We start from the raw sequence: 16,817 nt of genomic DNA on the forward strand, positions 1-16,817 counted from the left end.
CTGCTTAGCAAGTTGGTGAGCTTTTGTAACTTTTTGTACATAAGTCAACTACAAAATAAATAGTTAGCTAGGCATACGCCATTTTTAAATACCTTTTGGAGAAATCTCAATGAAGAAATTGCTACTCGCTGCCGCAGTTGCAACTTTGAGCGTAAACGCGGTGCAAGCAGCGCCAACTTTGTATGGCAAACTAAATGTTTCTATTAACCAAGTTGATAATAAAAATTTCGATGGTAAAAGTGACGTTACCGAAGTTAACTCAAACTCTTCTCGTATTGGGGTAAAAGGCGAAGAGAAATTAACTGACAAGTTATCTGCTGTTTATTTAGCTGAATGGGCAATTTCTACTGATGGTTCAGGTTCTGATACTGACCTTAGCGCTCGTAACCGTTTTATCGGTTTAAAAACTGAAGGTGTTGGTACCTTAAAAGTAGGTAAGTATGATTCTTACTTCAAAACAGCTGCTGGTGGTAACCAAGACATCTTTAATGACGATACACGTTTAGACATTACTAATATCATGTACGGTGAAAACCGTTTAGACAACGTGATCGGTTTTGAATTAGACCCTAAATTATTAGCTGGTTTAACATTCAATATTATGGCTCAAACTGGTGAAAGCACCTCTGATAGCAAACCGGGTGAAACTGGTAAAGACAGCAAAAATGATAGCTTTGACTCTGTATCAACATCGCTTGGTTACGAAAACAAAGATATCGGTTTAGCAATTGCTGCTGCTGGTGACTTTGGTATTAAAGGTAAATATGCAGCTTACGGTCTAAAAGATGTTTATACCGATGCTTACCGTGTAACTGGTTCTTATGATATTGCTAAATCTGGTTTTGTTGTAGGTGCTTTATGGCAACACGCTGAACCTACTGATGACTTGACTGCTTATAAAACGTCAAAAACTACGCGTGTAGATGGTGTTGATAAAACTACAGATACCTATACAAACTACAAAGGTTTAGAAGAAGAAGCATATGCAGTAACAGCTGCTTATAAAATTCCTAACACTAAACTTAAAGTGAAAGCAGAATACGCTTCTGCTGAAACACAAGTAAGCGGTAAACAAGATCGTAAAATTGACTTATACGGTTTAGGTCTTGATTACCAAATCAACAAACAAGCTCGCTTCTACGGTATCGTTGCTCAACAAAAACGCGACTGGATTAAAGAAGACGACAAACAAACTGTTGTAGGTACTGGTATCGAATATAACTTCTAATCAGTTATGTTTGATTCAGATCTAAAATAAAAGGGCTTATGCCCTTTTATTTTTTTTCCTGAGTAAAAAAAGCCGATATAAAACTTATCGGCTTTTTTAAGATTTATATCTTATTTTAAAAAACCACTTACAAGATTCATGACATTTTGAATATCTTGGTTTGCTTCTTGATGATCGGTACTGTCACCTTGAGGTGTTAAAGAGTCAATGACCTGAGGTAAAACCGATGCGATTGCACCATAAACTTGTTCTTTGGGCGCTTGAGCTTGCTCGGCAACTTGTTCAATGTCAGACGGATTAAATAGGCTCTGTAACTGTTGGGTCGGAACTTCGCTATTACTTTGATTTGGATCAACCCAACTTTGAACCTGACTTCCTAAACCAGCCCCTTTTAACTTTTCTAATGCAGCTTGTAAACCACCTTGTTGCTGTACCCAACCTAAAATTAAAGGCACAACTGCAATTAATAAACTTTGTACACCGCCACCTGTTTGAGGTGTACTGTTATTGCCAGTCACTTGCCCTAATACAGAACCTAATACTCCTCCAAGGCCACCTTGAGCGCCCGAAGAAGTATTGCCCCCCATTTGTCCGAGTACTGAACCTAAAATTCCACCTAAACCATCTTGACCTGACGCTTGCTGATTCCCACCTAAAGCCTGCTTAGCCAAAACTTCTACAATGTTGCTTAAATTAGTCATGTGTAACTCTTATGTATGGTTTATACATGAGCATACGCGGATTCTTGTTAAGACAGCAAAAACCAAATTGTTAAATTTTGAAAGAGATTTAAGGCCCTTTTACCAGCGGAATTTATTCCAGTTTTCCGGGTTCGCCCAGAACTTTGAATTAAACCAGTCTGGAACATGTTTATAAGTCAATATATTAAATTGCCATAAAGCAAAATCACTATCATGTGAAGTTTTATCAATAAGTTGAGTAAAACCTAAAGAACGTAATAACTGCTCATCACTGCGTTTACTTACCACTACAATTCGTTTCGCTAATAAATCTCTTAGCTTTACTAATAATTGTGATTTTTGTACATCGCTGATGTTTTGCATTTCATCAGTATCAAACAATACAAAACCCAAGTCATAACGCTGAGTAAAAGGCAGACTTAAAAGCTCAGTTACGGTAAAATAGTGCCATTGAATTGCGTTATTCTGGTCAATTTTCTGGCCAATACAAAGTGCAGTATGAATGGGCTGTTCGTTTGATAAATCGTCTAGCATAGAAGTGATGACATTTTGTTCAGCCATAACTGCAACCCTTAATTGAAAGATGTGAGTTTAAACTTTATGGAACTACAAGGCATTTGCCATAAAATGCATGCAGGCCTAAAAGATGCTAGTGTAACTGATCAACAGACAACCAAGGCAAATGTTGAATACAAATTTGTATTAGACCGTTCAGAAATTGATCTTCCTTTTAATTTAGGACAAGAACTAGAAATCGAATGGACAGGTAATATTTATTGCACTTCTTGTGGCACTAAAACACCAAAGTCTTATTCTCAAGGCCACTGCTTTAAATGTTTTAAGACCAAAGCAGAATGTGACCTTTGCATTATGAAACCTGAAACATGTCACTATCATTTAGGTACATGTCGTGAAGATGACTTTGCCCATAGCGTTTGTTTCCAACCACATATTGTATATTTGGCAAACTCTAGTGCTTTAAAAGTGGGGATTACTCGTGTTAGCCATATGCCAGGACGTTGGTTAGATCAAGGTGCAACTCAAGCCTTACCTATTTTAAAAGTTGGATCACGCCGTTTATCTGGTCAGCTTGAAACCATGTTTGGTTCTTTAATTGCTGATAAAACAGATTGGCGCAAACTCCTCAAGGGTGAAGCTGAACCTTTAAATATGGTTGAACAACGTGATCAATTAATCGAAGAGTTCGCCCCTAAAATTCAAACTATTCGTGAAGAATTTAGTCAAAACCTTGAATTTAACGAAACGGTTGAACTACTAGAAAATGAATTGCCACGTGAGTTTGTTTACCCAGTTGAACAATATCCTGAAAAAATTAAGTCTCTAAACTTAGATAAAACACCAAAAATTCGTGGTGTCTTACAAGGGATTAAAGGCCAATATTTAATTTTTGATATCGGTGTTATCAACATTCGTAAATATACAGGGTACGAGCTGATTGTACGTGCATAAATAGAAAAGGCATTCTTATATGAATGCCTTTTTTTTTACTTCTCTAGTACATTTAGGATGACTTGAACTGGGTCTGCCGTATTTCCAGAAATAAGCTGTTTATGCATGGTTAAGTGCTGCATCACCTGAATTTGAGCGGTTTCAACATTCATTAGTTTTTCTATTTCCGCTGCTAAATTTTCAGGTGTGGCATCAGCTTGAATTAGCTCTTCAATTACTTTTTTACCGGCAATAATATTAGGCAAAGAGTAATAAGGAATTTTGACCAAGAATTTAGCAATTAAATAAGTTAACCAATGCAATTTATAGAATGTGACCATTGGTCGATGCATCAGCATGGCTTCTAATGTCGCCGTTCCTGATGCTAAAGCAATAACGTCACTCGCGTTCATGACCATACGGCCAACTTTAGACTCACTATCTGTATTTTCTAAAATATGAATTTTTGCTTTTAATTGAGGCGCTAATTGCTCAACACCCTGCTCAATCTGTTGTTTTCGTGCATCGTTAATTGCGGGAATTAAAAATTGAATGTCAGGATATTTGGTATGCAAAATATTAGCAGCACCCAACAGCATAGGAAGGAGTCGCTCTACTTCACCTTTTCGGCTACCTGGTAACAAAGCAATATGCTTCTGATTTTCATTAAGACCTAATTGCTGTTTAGCAATTTGATTTGGATTTTCAAGTGGCAATTGTTTAGCTAATGGGTGGCCTACAAATGCTGCTGGAACTTCATATTGTTCATAAAAAACTTTTTCAAAAGGAAATAAGCAAAGTACTAAATCTATACTTTGTTTGATGCCATGAACACGCCCTTGGCGCCACGCCCAAACAGAAGGACTGACATATTGAACTGTTTTTATTGGAAGATTCTTTTCTTTAATACTTTTCGAAAGTCTAAGGTTAAAGTCTGGTGCATCAATACCTATAAAAATATCAACCGGATGTTGAGTCCATTGATTGATTAGACCATCACGCACGGCGAATAATTTTTTTAAATCTTTTAAGACCTCAACAATCCCCATCACAGATAGAGTTTCCATTGGGTAATAACTGTTAAAACCTTCAGCAATCATTTGGGGACCACCGATTCCCTCAAATTCAGCATCGATTCCCTGTTCTCGAAAACTACGCATAAGTTTCACACCAAGCGTATCTCCAGAAACTTCCCCAACTACAATACCTATTTTAAGTTTTCGGTTTGCCAAGGTGATTTACCCAAGAATTTGAAATAATGCATTCTAGCATAGAGGTTTATCAATCTTGAACTTGATCTATATGTACTAACCAAGAGCAGCCACAGCACAAGCTATCTAAAATTACACTCATTCACCATCTTTTAATCTAAATTAACAATGCAATTTGAATTGTAGCTTACATTTACAAACAATAAAATAAATGAGAATTATTTACATTATCTTTAATCTTATGAATATCCCACCTCGACCATTTAAGCTTACCGTAATCGCCTGCGCGATTTGTTATGCAAACCTCTCTTATGCTCAAGACTCAGAGGTACAAGCTTTACAGACGATTCAAGTTAAAGCATCAAATGCTGAGCAGTCTTCTGAACAAACCAAAGCATATAATGTTAAGAACTCGAGTAGCGCAACCAAGCTTAATATTGAGGCTAAAGAAACTCCTCAAACCATTAACGTCGTTACTCGTCAGCAAATAGAAGATTTCGGACTTACCAGTACCCGAGATATTTTAAGTAATACACCAGGTGTAACTGTAACCGGATTAGAAACCAACCGAACAACATATACGGCTCGTGGTTTTGATATTTCAAATATTTTGGTTGATGGAATCGGTATCCCTCAAGTTGACAGCTATAATTATAACAATAGTGATGCAGACAGTTATTTCTATGATCGTGTTGAAATTGTCAAAGGTGCTGATGCCTTAACAAATGCTCTGGGGGATCCTGGCGCTACAATTAACTATATCCGTAAACGTCCCACTAAAGAATTCCAAGCAAATGCTGGGGTGAGCTATGGTTCATGGGATACACAACGTTATGAAGCGGATATCTCTGGTTCTCTTACACAAGATGGACGAGTACGAGGACGTCTTGTAGGTTATGAGAAAGTAGGAGATTCTTATCTAGACCGCTATTCAGAAGAAAAAAATGGATTTCAAGGAATTTTAGAAGCTGACGTTACAGACACTACAAATGTTTCAGCAGGATATTCGAAAACTCGTCAATACGCTAATGGTTCTCAATGGGGTGCCCTACCCTTGGTTAACTCCAAAGGTGAACCATTAAGTTATTCTCGTAACTATAATTATGCGCCGTCATGGACATATTACGATTGGGAAATAGATAATTATTTTGCCAATATTGAACAAAAATTATGGGGAGACTGGAAGTTAAGGTTAGGCTATAACCATAAGAAATCAGATGTTAAAGATAAAATGCTTTATCTCAGTGGTTTTCCTTCTGCTACTGACAATACGTCTGGTATTTCACTCTATCCAGAAATTTATAATCAGAAATTTAAAGAAACTACAGCAAATGCAGATATTCAAGGTACGTTTAATTTATTAGGGCAGCAACACGAAGCAAATATTGGTTATAACTGGTCAAAGTATAATGCTCAAAGTGTTTATTCGTATGGTAGTAGTTTAGGCGTTATTACTACAGACTTACCAAGCTGGACACCTGAAGAACCGACTTGGGGAGACTTTACCTATGCTGACCCAGAAGAAAGAGTAATGAAGTCTGTTTACGGTGCCACACGTCTTCATCTAGGTGAGGATCTGAAATTTATCTTAGGTGCTAACTATACTGAAATCGAAACTTTGGATTATAAAAAGAATAAAGTTTCCCCGTATGCGGGTATTACATATAACTTTACTCCTGAATACACAGGTTATATGAGTTATACCTCTATTTTTAGGCCACAAACGGTTATCGATCTTTCTACTAAACAAACCGCTGTACCAGTAGAGGGTGAAAGTTATGAAGTAGGTGTAAAAAGCTCTTGGTTAGATGGTGCTTTAACTGGAAATATCGCTATCTTTAGAACAGACGAAGATAACTTTGCACTAAACCCATTATGGGATCCGCTCTATAATAAATACTCGTCACCAATAGGAACGATTAGATCGCAAGGGGTTGAAGTTGGATTAACTGGAAAATTAACTGATAACTTAGATTTAGTTTTTGGTTTCTCAACATTTAGTCTAAAAAATATGGAATCAGGTGAAAGAGGTAGACCAAATATCCCAACTCAAACACTTAACGTTTTAGCTTCTTATACTGTTCCCCAAATTCCAAAATTGAAAGTTGGTGCAAGCATTAAGTGGCAAGATGATATACATGACACCTCTTACTCAACTGTAAAACAGGATGCGTATGCATTGCTTAACGTTATGGCCAGTTATGATTTAAACGAACATGTACTGTTCCAAGTAAATGGTAACAACCTGACAAATGAGAAATATTTGACAGGTTTATCTGGTGGTCAAGGTTACTATGGCGCTCCAGCCAACTATACAGTTGCTGTAAAGTTTAAATATTAACACCGTAGCCAATCTCAATTTAGAGATTGGCTTTACTTATTATTCTTTGTTTATGTGTCAATAAAGATGTCCAAAACTGTAAATCTCCCAATGTCATATCGTATAAAAGTTTTCTATCGATTCTTGTTAGTTTTCGGTATGGGCTTTGCCTGTATGACGTATTTAAGTCTTGGACTCACTGGAATTTTCCTTTTGAATCTGGACAAAGCTGAGGCTATCTATCTTTCAGCATTTATAGCGATTTTATTTTACGTAGTCTTTGTGATTGTTGGTTTCTGCGTTCAATCATTATTGCGACTGACCATTTTATCAATCGCTCTATTTGCCCTTTTCTTTATTGTGACACGGACGGTGGGTTATGCATAAAGGTATACGTCAATCTATGGCATGGCTACACTCATGGACTGGCTTAATTTTTGGATGGCTCGTATTTGCCATTTTCTTAATGGGTAGCCTATCTTATTACCGCCACGAAATTAATTTATGGATGCAGCCTGCACTTGCGCAATATGAAGTAAAGCAAGATATTGCTATTAAAACAGCATATCAATATTTACAAGAAAACGCTCCAGACGCCAAATCTTGGTACTTAACTGTGGCTACACCAGAAAGTCCCGTCAACACCATGTATTGGGAAAAAGCTGACGGCGGTTATGGTAATGCCACACTTGATGCTAACACGGGAAAAGAACTTCAACTTTCGGCAACCCTAGGCGGAGATTTTTTTTACCGCTTCCATTACCAACTTTTTGGCATTCCAATAATAGTTGGGCGATTAGTCGTATGTCTTGCCGCATTTATTATGCTGATTGCTTTGGTTTCAGGCATTATTACCCATAAAAAAATATTCACTGACTTTTTTACTTTACGTACATTTAAGTCTCAGCGTTCGTGGCTAGACTTTCACAATATTTCTTCAGTCGTTGCACTGCCCTTCTTTTTAACCATTACATTTACAGGCTTAGCTATTTTCTTTTATTTATATCTGCCTTGGGGAATGCAAAAGATTTACCCTGAAAACCCTTATCAATATTTTACCGAAATACGTACAAAGACTGTACTTGAGAATCAATCGATTCAACCTGCTCAAAACTTAGCGATTGAGAAACTGCTGAGCCAAGTTCAACAAAGTTGGGGCAACCAACCTTTATCAACAATGAGTGTAAAAAATCCAAATACCAATCAAGCTCAAATTACATTTATTCAAAAAGAAGACCGCTCTATTACTCGAAATCAGCCTCAAATTACATTAAATGCTTCAACTGGCAAAGTCTTGGCAGATACACGTAATAATAGCCCTATTGCCACGCTAAATGCGGGTGTTTATGGCCTGCACATGGCGACATTTGCTCAACCTTTGCTTCGTTTAGGATTCTTTTTCTCAGGCATTTTAGGCTGTGTAATGATTGCCTCTGGTTTATTACTTTGGAGTCTTAAACGCCAAATTCAAAATAAAAGTAGTCAGTTTCATTTCGGGCTCTACTTAGTTGACCGTTTAAATATTGCAGCATTTGTAGGATTGCCTTGTGCAACTGTCGCCTATTTAAGCGCGAATCGATTGTTTACAGTCACTTCAACCACAATCAATTATGAAATTTATAGCTTTTTCTTGGTTTGGTTAATCAGCTTAATCATTGCATTAATCACTAAAAAACAGCATTTGTGGCGAACTCAACTTTGCGTTTTTATTATGCTGTGTCTTGCACTTCCCATCTTAAATCTAATTTATTTACTTAAACATGATTATGTGCAAAACCTCAGTGATTATTGGACCTTTGCACGCATAGATGTATTTTTGTGGCTATTTGCAGCTTTAGCCATTTTTATATTTTGCAAAATTCAACCTATCCAGCATAAAGCTGTCGCAAAAATTCAAAAAAAGCTGAATAAATTAAATACTGAGGTGAGCTCATGATTCTTATAGCTTTCATCTTAATTTTATTAGGGATGTATATGTTGTTTATGGCGAGCGAGAAATATCGATCGCCGAAATCAACAGGTCATTTCAAATCGTTAGCTCAAAAGTATTACCGATATTTCAAAATAGCCGCATTCATGCTATTTGGTTTATGTGCATTTATTCTTATTCAACAATATAAATTTTCAATTGGTTTTGTCAGTTGGTGGATCTTTGCAACGCCATTAACTTTTATTCTTATACTTTTAGTTAACCCACTAAAGTCATCAAAATAATCATTTTCTTTAAAAAATGATGAAAAATAGTACAAGCTAAGCAAAATTTTCGTTGCTTAGCTTTTTTTTGCATAAGTAAATCATTATTCATGACAACTGTTTATCTCTAAAAGGAATAAGATATCTGCGTTTCGTGATAAGTGGCGATAAAGATGTCTGGTGCTTTTGAATTTATCTTAGCGGGTATGTTAGTTGGTTTCTGTGTAGGGATTACAGGAGTTGGTGGTGGATCATTAATGACACCAATTTTAATTAGCCTTTTTAGAATTGAACCTCATATCGCAATTGGTACCGATTTACTTTATGCTGCAATCTCAAAATTTTGTGGATCAATGGTTCACGCTCGAAAGCTCAATATTGTTTGGCCAATTGTTTTATGGCTAGCAGTAGGGAGTATCCCTGCATCTTTCATTACTTCATGGGTACTTGAGCATTATTTAAGCCAGTCAACACACTATAAAGCTGTACTCACCATGGTGTTAGGTTTTATGCTGACCTTAACTGGTGTTTCCATCATTTTCCGTACGCGTATTGAGAAATTTTTTAATAAATTCAGAAGCAAAGAAGTCACTCAAACTGAAAATGAGCAGTTGGCAATCCATAAAAAACGTAGCTTTATCGTGATTATGGGTATCATTTTAGGTGTATTCGTAACTCTTTCATCAGTTGGTGCGGGTGCATTTGGGATCATGGCACTTGTGATTATGTTCCCGAACTTACCTATGATCCGAATTATTGGGTCGGATGTTGTACATGCAGTATTGCTTACCTTAGTGGCTGGCCTCGGACACATGAGTGCTGGTAACGTCGACTTTACACTTCTGATGTGGTTATTGGTGGGTTCAATTCCAGCAATTATTATTGGAACATTAATTAGCTCTCGTATGCCTGAACGTTTAATCCGAAAAATTCTAGGGATTACCCTATTTGCCCTCGGTGTTAACTTTATGGTTCATCCAGTCAAAGCAAAACCAAAAGCACCTGTGGTACAACAACAAGCAGTAGTTGCTGAAAAAACAGGCAACTCGACTGAAAGATAGTAAAATCAATAGGATTTTTCCAATCTGAAATACCATGAGATGTAGTATTTTCATAATTATTTCATGGTATATTCAGTACACAAAACAACCTTTAGTATGATCGAACCAGTGACAGCAATGACTACACATTCAAATTCCGTTTCAAAGCCAGATATCGACGACGTTAATATTAAAAGCATTCAAACTCTTGTAACACCAAATGAGCTTAAGTCAGAACTTCCTTTATCTGATGTTGCTTCGCAAACTGTTCTAAAAGGCCGCGAAACTATTCGTAATATTTTAGATGGTTCAGATAAACGTTTGTTTGTTGTTATTGGTCCTTGCTCTATTCACGATCCAAAAGCTGCTCACGAATATGCTGATCGCTTAAAAGCGCTAAGCGAAAAGGTTAAAGATACCCTATATCTAGTTATGCGTGTTTATTTTGAAAAACCACGTACAACAATTGGTTGGAAAGGCCTAATCAATGACCCAGATATGAACGACTCATTTAACATCGAAAAAGGTTTACGTATTGGTCGTAAACTCTTGCTTGAGTTAAATGAAAAAGGTTTGCCATGTGCAACTGAAGCACTCGATCCTAACTCTCCACAGTACTACCAAGACTTAATTTCATGGTCTGCAATTGGCGCACGTACAACCGAGAGCCAAACTCACCGTGAAATGTCTTCTGGCTTATCTTCACCAGTTGGTTTTAAAAATGGTACAGACGGTGGCTTAACTGTTGCAACCAATGCGATGCAATCTGTTAAATATGGCCATAGTTTCTTAGGCCTAAATGAAGATGGCCAAGTTTCAATTATTAATACAAATGGTAACCCTTATGCACACGTTGTATTACGTGGTGGTAATGGCAAACCGAACTATGACGCAGGCTCTGTTGCGGAAGCAGAAAATGCTTTAGCAAAAGCAAAAGTGAGCAACAAAATCATGATTGATGCAAGCCATGCTAACTCAAATAAAGACCCGTATTTACAACCGCTTGTTCTTAAAAATATTACTGAACAAATTTTAGATGGTAATAAGTCAATCGTAGGTATTATGGTTGAGAGTCATTTAAAAGGTGGACGCCAAGATATTCCTGACAATCTTTGTGATTTAGAATATGGCAAATCAGTAACTGATGGTTGTATCGATTGGGAAACTACTGAAAAGACATTGCTTGAAATGCATGAAGCTTTAAAAGATGTTTTACCAAACCGCTAATTCATCTTTTTAAGATTGAAAATTAAGCCCTCATTTTTTGAGGGCTTTTTTATTTTTGGATGAAACTCAAAATTAAACTAAATAAAAATAACTCAAAACAAAAGCAAAAAGGAGTACGGTTTCACTTAGTTCAATCGCTGCACCAACTGTATCCCCCGTAATACCACCAATTCTTTTAATAAACAGATGTCTTAAATAAACGAGAATTATTAAAAAACTAATGATGGCAATAAGCCCTTGCAACTCCCAATACAAAGGTAATAGTAGAACGAACCCAGTGATTATCCATGAAGCAGTTTTGGGTAAATGGTCTGTCAAAGAACGCCCTAAACCTTTTTCACGGACATACGGTGTAGTTAAGAATAAAATAGATGGCACCACACGCCCAAGGCTAGGAACAAAGACTAAAAATAACGTTTGATGCTGTTCAATCAATACATAAACCAGTGCAAATTTGAGCAAACATATGATAACTAAGCTGAGGACTCCAATTGGGCCACAACTTGGATCCTTCATGATTTGTAAAGTACGTAGTTTGTCTCCAAAACCACCTACCCATGCATCCGCGGTATCTGCTAGTCCATCTAAATGCAGCCCACCTGTCAGCCAAATCCATAAAGTGATTATGATAGCTGCAAGCAAAAGAACGGGTAATTTGGCAAAAAGACAGGCAACAATAAAAAGTATGCCACCAATAATCAGCCCAACCAGTGGATAAAACAAAATAGCTCGACCATTTTGTTGCGCCGTTGGTATAGTCTTTAACTCAATAGGCAGAACAGTTAAAAATTGCAATGCAATCCAAAAAGGTGTCATATCCAAGTCTCTAACTGGTCTATATTTAAAAACAAATTGAATTATGAAGAAATAAAAATGGGAATAGCAATCCCTATTCCCATTAAAGACTTCAAAAAAACTGAAAATCTATTGCATTTGATAGCACTGTTTCAATTTGATGTAGTCATAGTAAAAACTGGTTGGTGTGTAACGTGCATAGTTACATGCAGATTTGAACAAAGTTTCTTTTTCGTTATAAAGCATTTTAACCAAAGTAGAGCCTTGGCTATTTTGGTAAATATCCCATTGAACATTTGCTGCCATAGGTGAAACTACTTCACCGCGCCATGTGCTTGTTGAGTAATTATAAGTCTGGCGAAGCGGTAAAGGCTGCATCATATTATGTAAATCTAGACTGGTTGCTAGAGGAATAATAATTTCAGCATGGGCAAAACGTAAAACTGCTTTGTATGGTTGGGCTTTATTTACAACCGCATCAACTTGTTGGAACAAGTCCTGTTTGAGTCCTTGAGCAATTTCACTTGTGACTTGATTTGACTCTGTGAAACTTGGACCTTTTTCATAAAAATCATTCGCATCATTAAATTCAGCATAAAATTTTGCAGCGTCCAAAGGCATATATTTATCAAAATCAATACCTTTTAACTCATCTTTCATGCCGCCCGAAATTGAATAGAGCTCATAAATATAAGCTGCTGCATCTACTGCACTAGCAATCGTATTTTTGCCCTTACCTTTTTCTGTAATTTGCTCACCTTTAGGTGAAGTGACTGTAAAAGATCCAGTGTTGCTAAAACTATAACCTGTTGTACCAAGTTTTTTAATAAAGTCTGCTTTAAAAATCGGGCTGAGCACTGTTTGAGCTGTTTTTTCAGCCTCGGTATTTTTCGATAACTCATCTAACTTTTGTGCTAAATCTTTATTATTTTCTTCAAAATCTTGATAGGCCTGACTAGCATCATAAATTTTTTGTTGGCTAGCACTCAAGGGTTGAGCTAAGTCTTCGTCTGCATTCAAACTATGAAAATAGAGTTTGAAACGATCAACGCCACCATCTTCAACACTTGGTACGCTTTCACTCGATAAATTGGTATAAGACAATGGAACAATTTTATCTTTCAGTGGCGGTCGTTGTTTGATGAGTTCAGCAGTGAAGAATTTTGCACTATCTACAGCACGATCCACTCCAGAACTTTGTACCAATATAGATGCTTGCGAGTTTAAAAGAGTTGGTAAGCGCTGTAATAAGCGATCGGCAATGCCGCGGTGTTCTAAAATACCAGTCATGGTTTCATTCCCATAACCATACTGGCGGATCCCTTCTACACCATAGCCTAATAAGATATTTGCCTTCATCATGGCTTCTAAATCAGCACCTAATTGCTCACCTAATGGTGTTAAGGCATTTTCTGCTTTTGCCTGTTTCCATAAATTATAAAGTGCCAAATCATATTTCAGACTTGAAAGGCCTCTTGAACCGTGACGCGCCACTAGCTCTGTAAAAACTGGCTGGAATCCATTCGGTGCTTGTTCATAGTTTTTTATTTCTTGTTGCGGTTGGTAAGGTGTTTTTGTTTGATAATATTTTGATGGGTTTGTGGATGGTACAGCTTGAGCTTCTTGATCATCATTATCGTTACAAGCTACGAGTAATAGTGATGCTGCGAGCATAGTTGTTTTAAATAAAATATTCATAAGCCAAATGTGTGATTAATAAGAAATGCCATTAGCTTAGATAGTAGCAATGACAATTCTATTACACAGGCTAAAATAATATTGTAAAAATAATAACTTACAAGTGTATAAAAATATAAAACTACTATCTTAACTTAAAAGTTATTTGACCATCTGTTTCAGAAAATTCGAGTGAATATAATTTTCCAAGCTCTGCTGGCATTTTAAGTAAGTCATCTAGAGGTTGTTGTTTAGCTAAACAAGCCAATAGCTTAATTACACCGCCATGCGTAATAACCAGTGCATGCTGTAAGTGTTGTTTTTGCATATGCTTCAGCAAATCTTGAAAGCCCTTAAGAACCCTTATTTGAAACTGGTTTAATGTTTCTGCGCGAGGTGGACAATATTGACTCGGTTTTTGCCAAAAATTTGCAAGTAATTCGGGTGAGGTTTCGTAAATTTGCTGAGTTGAGACACCTTCCCACTCACCAAAATACATTTCTTTTAAGTCATGGTTTAAAAGTAAAGGTAGCTGAGTTGTCTTTGCAAGTTTCTCAGCAAAACAAGCACAACGTTTTAATGTTGAACTTATAATGACATCCCATGACTGATTTGTAACTTGCTCAATGGTTGACTGCATTTGCTGCCAACCTTTTGCCGTTAACTCATCATCCAAATGTCCACGTAAAGTATGGCTATACTGACTTTCGCCATGTCTGAGCAAATCAATTTTGAATTTACCCAATTTTATCCCCGCTTACAGCAGCTTGAGCAAATGTAGCCATCTGGTTGTGTAATACACATGCCATTTTAACTAATGCCAAAGCAGCGCCAGCCCCACTACCTTCACCTAAACGCAAATTCATTTTTAAAATCGGCTCAGCATTGAGTTCTTGTAAAATACGTTGGTGTCCATATTCTGCCGATTGATGGCCAAAAAGCATCCAGTCACGCACGTTAGAATTCATTCGTACTGCGCATAAAGCAGCGACCGAACTAATAAAACCATCGACAATGATAGGTAAGCCCACCTGCGCACAGCGAATGTAAGCACCGATAATTGCTGCAATTTCCAAACCACCTACAGCACATAGTGTTTTGAATACATCACCGACGACATGTTTATGGTGAAGTTCAATTGCCTTTTCAATCACTTCAATTTTATGTCTTAACTGATCGGCACCAATTCCTGTACCAACTCCAGTTAATTGCTCGGCAGTATCATTTAATAAAAGACATGCTAAGGCAGAAGCAGAACAGGTATTTCCAATTCCCATTTCACCCGCAATATAAATATCTGCACCTTTAGATTTGGCCGTGTCTACACTGTTTTTACCTAACTCTAAGGCAGCACGGCACTCTTCAGCATTCATTGCAGCTTGTTTGGCAAAATTTGCTGTGCCGGCACTAATACAATGACGTTCAACCCCTGCATATTCATATGCTTCACCAACTGTACCGCAATCAATCACTTGTAAATGAGCTTGATGATATTTGGTAATAACACTAATTGCTGCACCACCAGTCGTGAAGTTTTGTAACATTTGACGGGTAACGGCTTGAGGATATGCAGAGATATTTTCTTCAACCACGCCATGATCGCCAGCAAAAACTGTAATCCATGGATGGGTAATGTGTGGATGCGCATTTGATTGCAAACTAGCAAGTTTTACTGCTATCAGTTCTAGATCACCTAAAGCACCTGTAGGTTTGGTCAGTTGAAGCTGGTGTTGCTCAGCTTGTTGTTTTGCGTCCACATCAGGTTGCTGTACAGATTGTAACCACCAGTTCATTTTATTTCTCACCTTTTAAAATCATTGGAAAACCAGCCACACAAAACACAACCTTATCTGCAATTTGCCCTAAACTCTGATGCAGTCTACCTGCTTCATCGACAAATCGACGACTAATCTCACCGAGTGGCACAACGCCTAAACCCGTTTCATTACTTACTAAAATAATTTCTGACTGAAGCGTGGGTAAAACTTTTAATAGTTGCTCACACTCAAGTTGTTGAACATTTTGATCTTCTAAAAGTAACAAATTGGTTAGCCAAAGTGTTAAACAATCCACAAGAATAATTTGATTAGGTCTATCAATTTTTTGCAGCATTTTTGCTAAATATAAAGGTTCTTCAACCAAGGACCAGTGAGAAGGACGCTGATTTTGATGATGGGTTATTCGACTTTGCATTTCAGAATCTAGCGCTTGCGCCGTTGCAACATAAGTGACAGCTAATTGCCTGTCTATTGCCGTTTGTTCAGCCAGTCGGCTTTTGCCAGAACGGGCTCCACCCAAAATCAGTTGCAACATGCATCACCTAAAAACAAATGCTGATACGGATATAACTTACCTTGTAAAGTTTGAGCTTGATAATAACCAAATGTTAAATGCTCAACTTTAAGGTCAAATTCAGCCTGTTTATATTGTACAGGTAATTCAGAAATTTTTTGTAAAATCAAATCACTACTATAGTCTGTTTTATACAACCCCAAAGTGATGTGTGGGCAATAATCTAAAGCCGCAATTTCATTAGAAACTAAACCTAACTTTTGGCGTATCTGAAATAAGATATTTTCAGTGTCTCCTATTTCTACAAATAGAGCACTACTAAAGCTATCGATTGAACCAATTTTTAAATGAAACGGAGCAAAATCTTCTTTTTTTAAGATTTCTCTTTGCTGCTCCAACTCACTCAAACTAAAGTCATCACTATAAACTCTGGTTTCGTGGTCTAAAAATCCACATATAAACAGCGTGATATGATATTGACGACTATTGGGTTCTAATAAGAATTCTGAAAAATGCGCGCGCAAGGCATTTAAATAATCAACTATTTTTTGATCATTAATTTCTAAATACCATAACGCATAATTTTGGCGCCCAAGATGCCACTCTGGATAATCTCGTATAGATGTTGGCACCATGAACGTCGAGGGTTTTAGCAACACAGCTTTAATTCAAAATCGTTCAATT

General features: G+C 37.1%; 18 protein-coding genes. 8 read left to right on the plus strand and 10 right to left on the minus strand.

Annotated elements, in window-relative coordinates:
• The first annotated feature begins 109 nt into the window (after positions 1-109).
• Positions 110-1,228 (plus strand): porin, encoded by a 1,119-nt coding sequence (locus ACYU0V_RS09395; RefSeq protein WP_017386885.1) that lies wholly within the window; start codon positions 110-112, stop codon positions 1,226-1,228.
• Positions 1,229-1,338: 110 nt separating this feature from the next.
• Here ACYU0V_RS09395 and ACYU0V_RS09400 read toward each other — a convergent pair whose 3' ends face one another.
• Positions 1,339-1,929 carry a YidB family protein gene (locus tag ACYU0V_RS09400; RefSeq protein ID WP_213689800.1) on the minus strand — a complete coding sequence of 197 codons (591 nt, stop codon included), beginning with the start codon at positions 1,927-1,929 and terminating at the stop codon, positions 1,339-1,341.
• A gap of 99 nt (positions 1,930-2,028) precedes the next feature.
• Positions 2,029-2,490 (minus strand): DUF6231 family protein, encoded by a 462-nt coding sequence (locus tag ACYU0V_RS09405; protein WP_005069394.1) that lies wholly within the window; start codon positions 2,488-2,490, stop codon positions 2,029-2,031.
• Positions 2,491-2,529: 39 nt separating this feature from the next.
• Between ACYU0V_RS09405 and ACYU0V_RS09410 the strand changes: the two genes are divergently transcribed.
• Positions 2,530-3,399, plus strand: a complete 870-nt coding sequence (locus ACYU0V_RS09410; protein WP_004708933.1) for a DUF2797 domain-containing protein — start codon at positions 2,530-2,532, stop codon at positions 3,397-3,399.
• Between the two features lie 35 nt (positions 3,400-3,434).
• Here ACYU0V_RS09410 and lpxB read toward each other — a convergent pair whose 3' ends face one another.
• Entirely contained in the window at positions 3,435-4,610 is a 1,176-nt protein-coding gene (gene lpxB / locus ACYU0V_RS09415) for a lipid-A-disaccharide synthase (protein ID WP_461847140.1), read from the minus strand.
• A gap of 220 nt (positions 4,611-4,830) precedes the next feature.
• On the opposite strand from lpxB, the gene ACYU0V_RS09420 reads away from it, so the two are divergent.
• From ACYU0V_RS09420 to ACYU0V_RS09435, 4 genes are all read left to right on the plus strand, one after another.
• Positions 4,831-6,930 (plus strand): TonB-dependent siderophore receptor, encoded by a 2,100-nt coding sequence (locus tag ACYU0V_RS09420; protein WP_461847142.1) that lies wholly within the window; start codon positions 4,831-4,833, stop codon positions 6,928-6,930.
• Between the two features lie 66 nt (positions 6,931-6,996).
• Positions 6,997-7,296, plus strand: coding sequence for a hypothetical protein (locus tag ACYU0V_RS09425; RefSeq protein WP_461847143.1), 300 nt, complete (start codon positions 6,997-6,999; stop codon positions 7,294-7,296).
• Positions 7,289-8,845, plus strand: coding sequence for a PepSY-associated TM helix domain-containing protein (locus tag ACYU0V_RS09430; protein ID WP_461847144.1), 1,557 nt, complete (start codon positions 7,289-7,291; stop codon positions 8,843-8,845). The genes ACYU0V_RS09425 and ACYU0V_RS09430 overlap by 8 nt, the downstream gene beginning before the upstream one ends.
• The gene (locus ACYU0V_RS09435; protein WP_461847146.1) at positions 8,842-9,123 is read left to right on the plus strand and encodes a DUF1634 domain-containing protein; all 282 of its coding nucleotides are present in this window, start codon (positions 8,842-8,844) and stop codon (positions 9,121-9,123) included. The genes ACYU0V_RS09430 and ACYU0V_RS09435 overlap by 4 nt, the downstream gene beginning before the upstream one ends.
• Here ACYU0V_RS09435 and ACYU0V_RS09440 read toward each other — a convergent pair.
• Entirely contained in the window at positions 9,098-9,214 is a 117-nt protein-coding gene (locus ACYU0V_RS09440; RefSeq protein ID WP_002122212.1) for a hypothetical protein, read from the minus strand. The two genes, ACYU0V_RS09435 and ACYU0V_RS09440, sit on opposite strands and share 26 nt — an antisense overlap.
• A gap of 61 nt (positions 9,215-9,275) precedes the next feature.
• Between ACYU0V_RS09440 and ACYU0V_RS09445 the strand changes: the two genes are divergently transcribed.
• Both ACYU0V_RS09445 and ACYU0V_RS09450 read left to right on the plus strand, forming a co-directional pair.
• Positions 9,276-10,163 (plus strand): sulfite exporter TauE/SafE family protein, encoded by an 888-nt coding sequence (locus tag ACYU0V_RS09445; RefSeq protein ID WP_014206645.1) that lies wholly within the window; start codon positions 9,276-9,278, stop codon positions 10,161-10,163.
• Between the two features lie 96 nt (positions 10,164-10,259).
• Positions 10,260-11,369, plus strand: coding sequence for a 3-deoxy-7-phosphoheptulonate synthase (locus ACYU0V_RS09450; protein ID WP_017482234.1), 1,110 nt, complete (start codon positions 10,260-10,262; stop codon positions 11,367-11,369).
• A gap of 72 nt (positions 11,370-11,441) precedes the next feature.
• On the opposite strand, the gene ACYU0V_RS09455 is transcribed toward ACYU0V_RS09450, so the two are convergent.
• The 6 genes from ACYU0V_RS09455 to ACYU0V_RS09480 form a co-directional block, all read right to left on the minus strand.
• The gene (locus ACYU0V_RS09455) at positions 11,442-12,185 is read right to left on the minus strand and encodes an adenosylcobinamide-GDP ribazoletransferase (protein WP_461847149.1); all 744 of its coding nucleotides are present in this window, start codon (positions 12,183-12,185) and stop codon (positions 11,442-11,444) included.
• 108 nt (positions 12,186-12,293) lie between these two features.
• On the minus strand, positions 12,294-13,862 hold the full coding sequence (locus ACYU0V_RS09460; RefSeq protein ID WP_461847151.1) for a histidine-type phosphatase: 1,569 nt from the start codon (positions 13,860-13,862) through the stop codon (positions 12,294-12,296).
• Positions 13,863-13,986: 124 nt separating this feature from the next.
• Positions 13,987-14,586 (minus strand): histidine phosphatase family protein, encoded by a 600-nt coding sequence (locus tag ACYU0V_RS09465; protein ID WP_461847153.1) that lies wholly within the window; start codon positions 14,584-14,586, stop codon positions 13,987-13,989.
• On the minus strand, positions 14,579-15,634 hold the full coding sequence (gene cobT, locus ACYU0V_RS09470) for a nicotinate-nucleotide--dimethylbenzimidazole phosphoribosyltransferase (protein WP_461847154.1): 1,056 nt from the start codon (positions 15,632-15,634) through the stop codon (positions 14,579-14,581). Before cobT ends, ACYU0V_RS09465 begins: the two co-directional genes overlap by 8 nt.
• A gap of 1 nt (position 15,635) precedes the next feature.
• The gene (gene cobU / locus ACYU0V_RS09475; protein ID WP_262439590.1) at positions 15,636-16,154 is read right to left on the minus strand and encodes a bifunctional adenosylcobinamide kinase/adenosylcobinamide-phosphate guanylyltransferase; all 519 of its coding nucleotides are present in this window, start codon (positions 16,152-16,154) and stop codon (positions 15,636-15,638) included.
• Complete coding sequence (locus tag ACYU0V_RS09480; protein ID WP_347746027.1) at positions 16,142-16,768, minus strand: 2'-5' RNA ligase family protein; 627 nt, start codon at positions 16,766-16,768, stop codon at positions 16,142-16,144. The genes cobU and ACYU0V_RS09480 overlap by 13 nt, the downstream gene beginning before the upstream one ends.
• Positions 16,769-16,817: the final 49 nt, after the last annotated feature.

The organism is Acinetobacter sp. X9, from assembly GCF_054889255.1.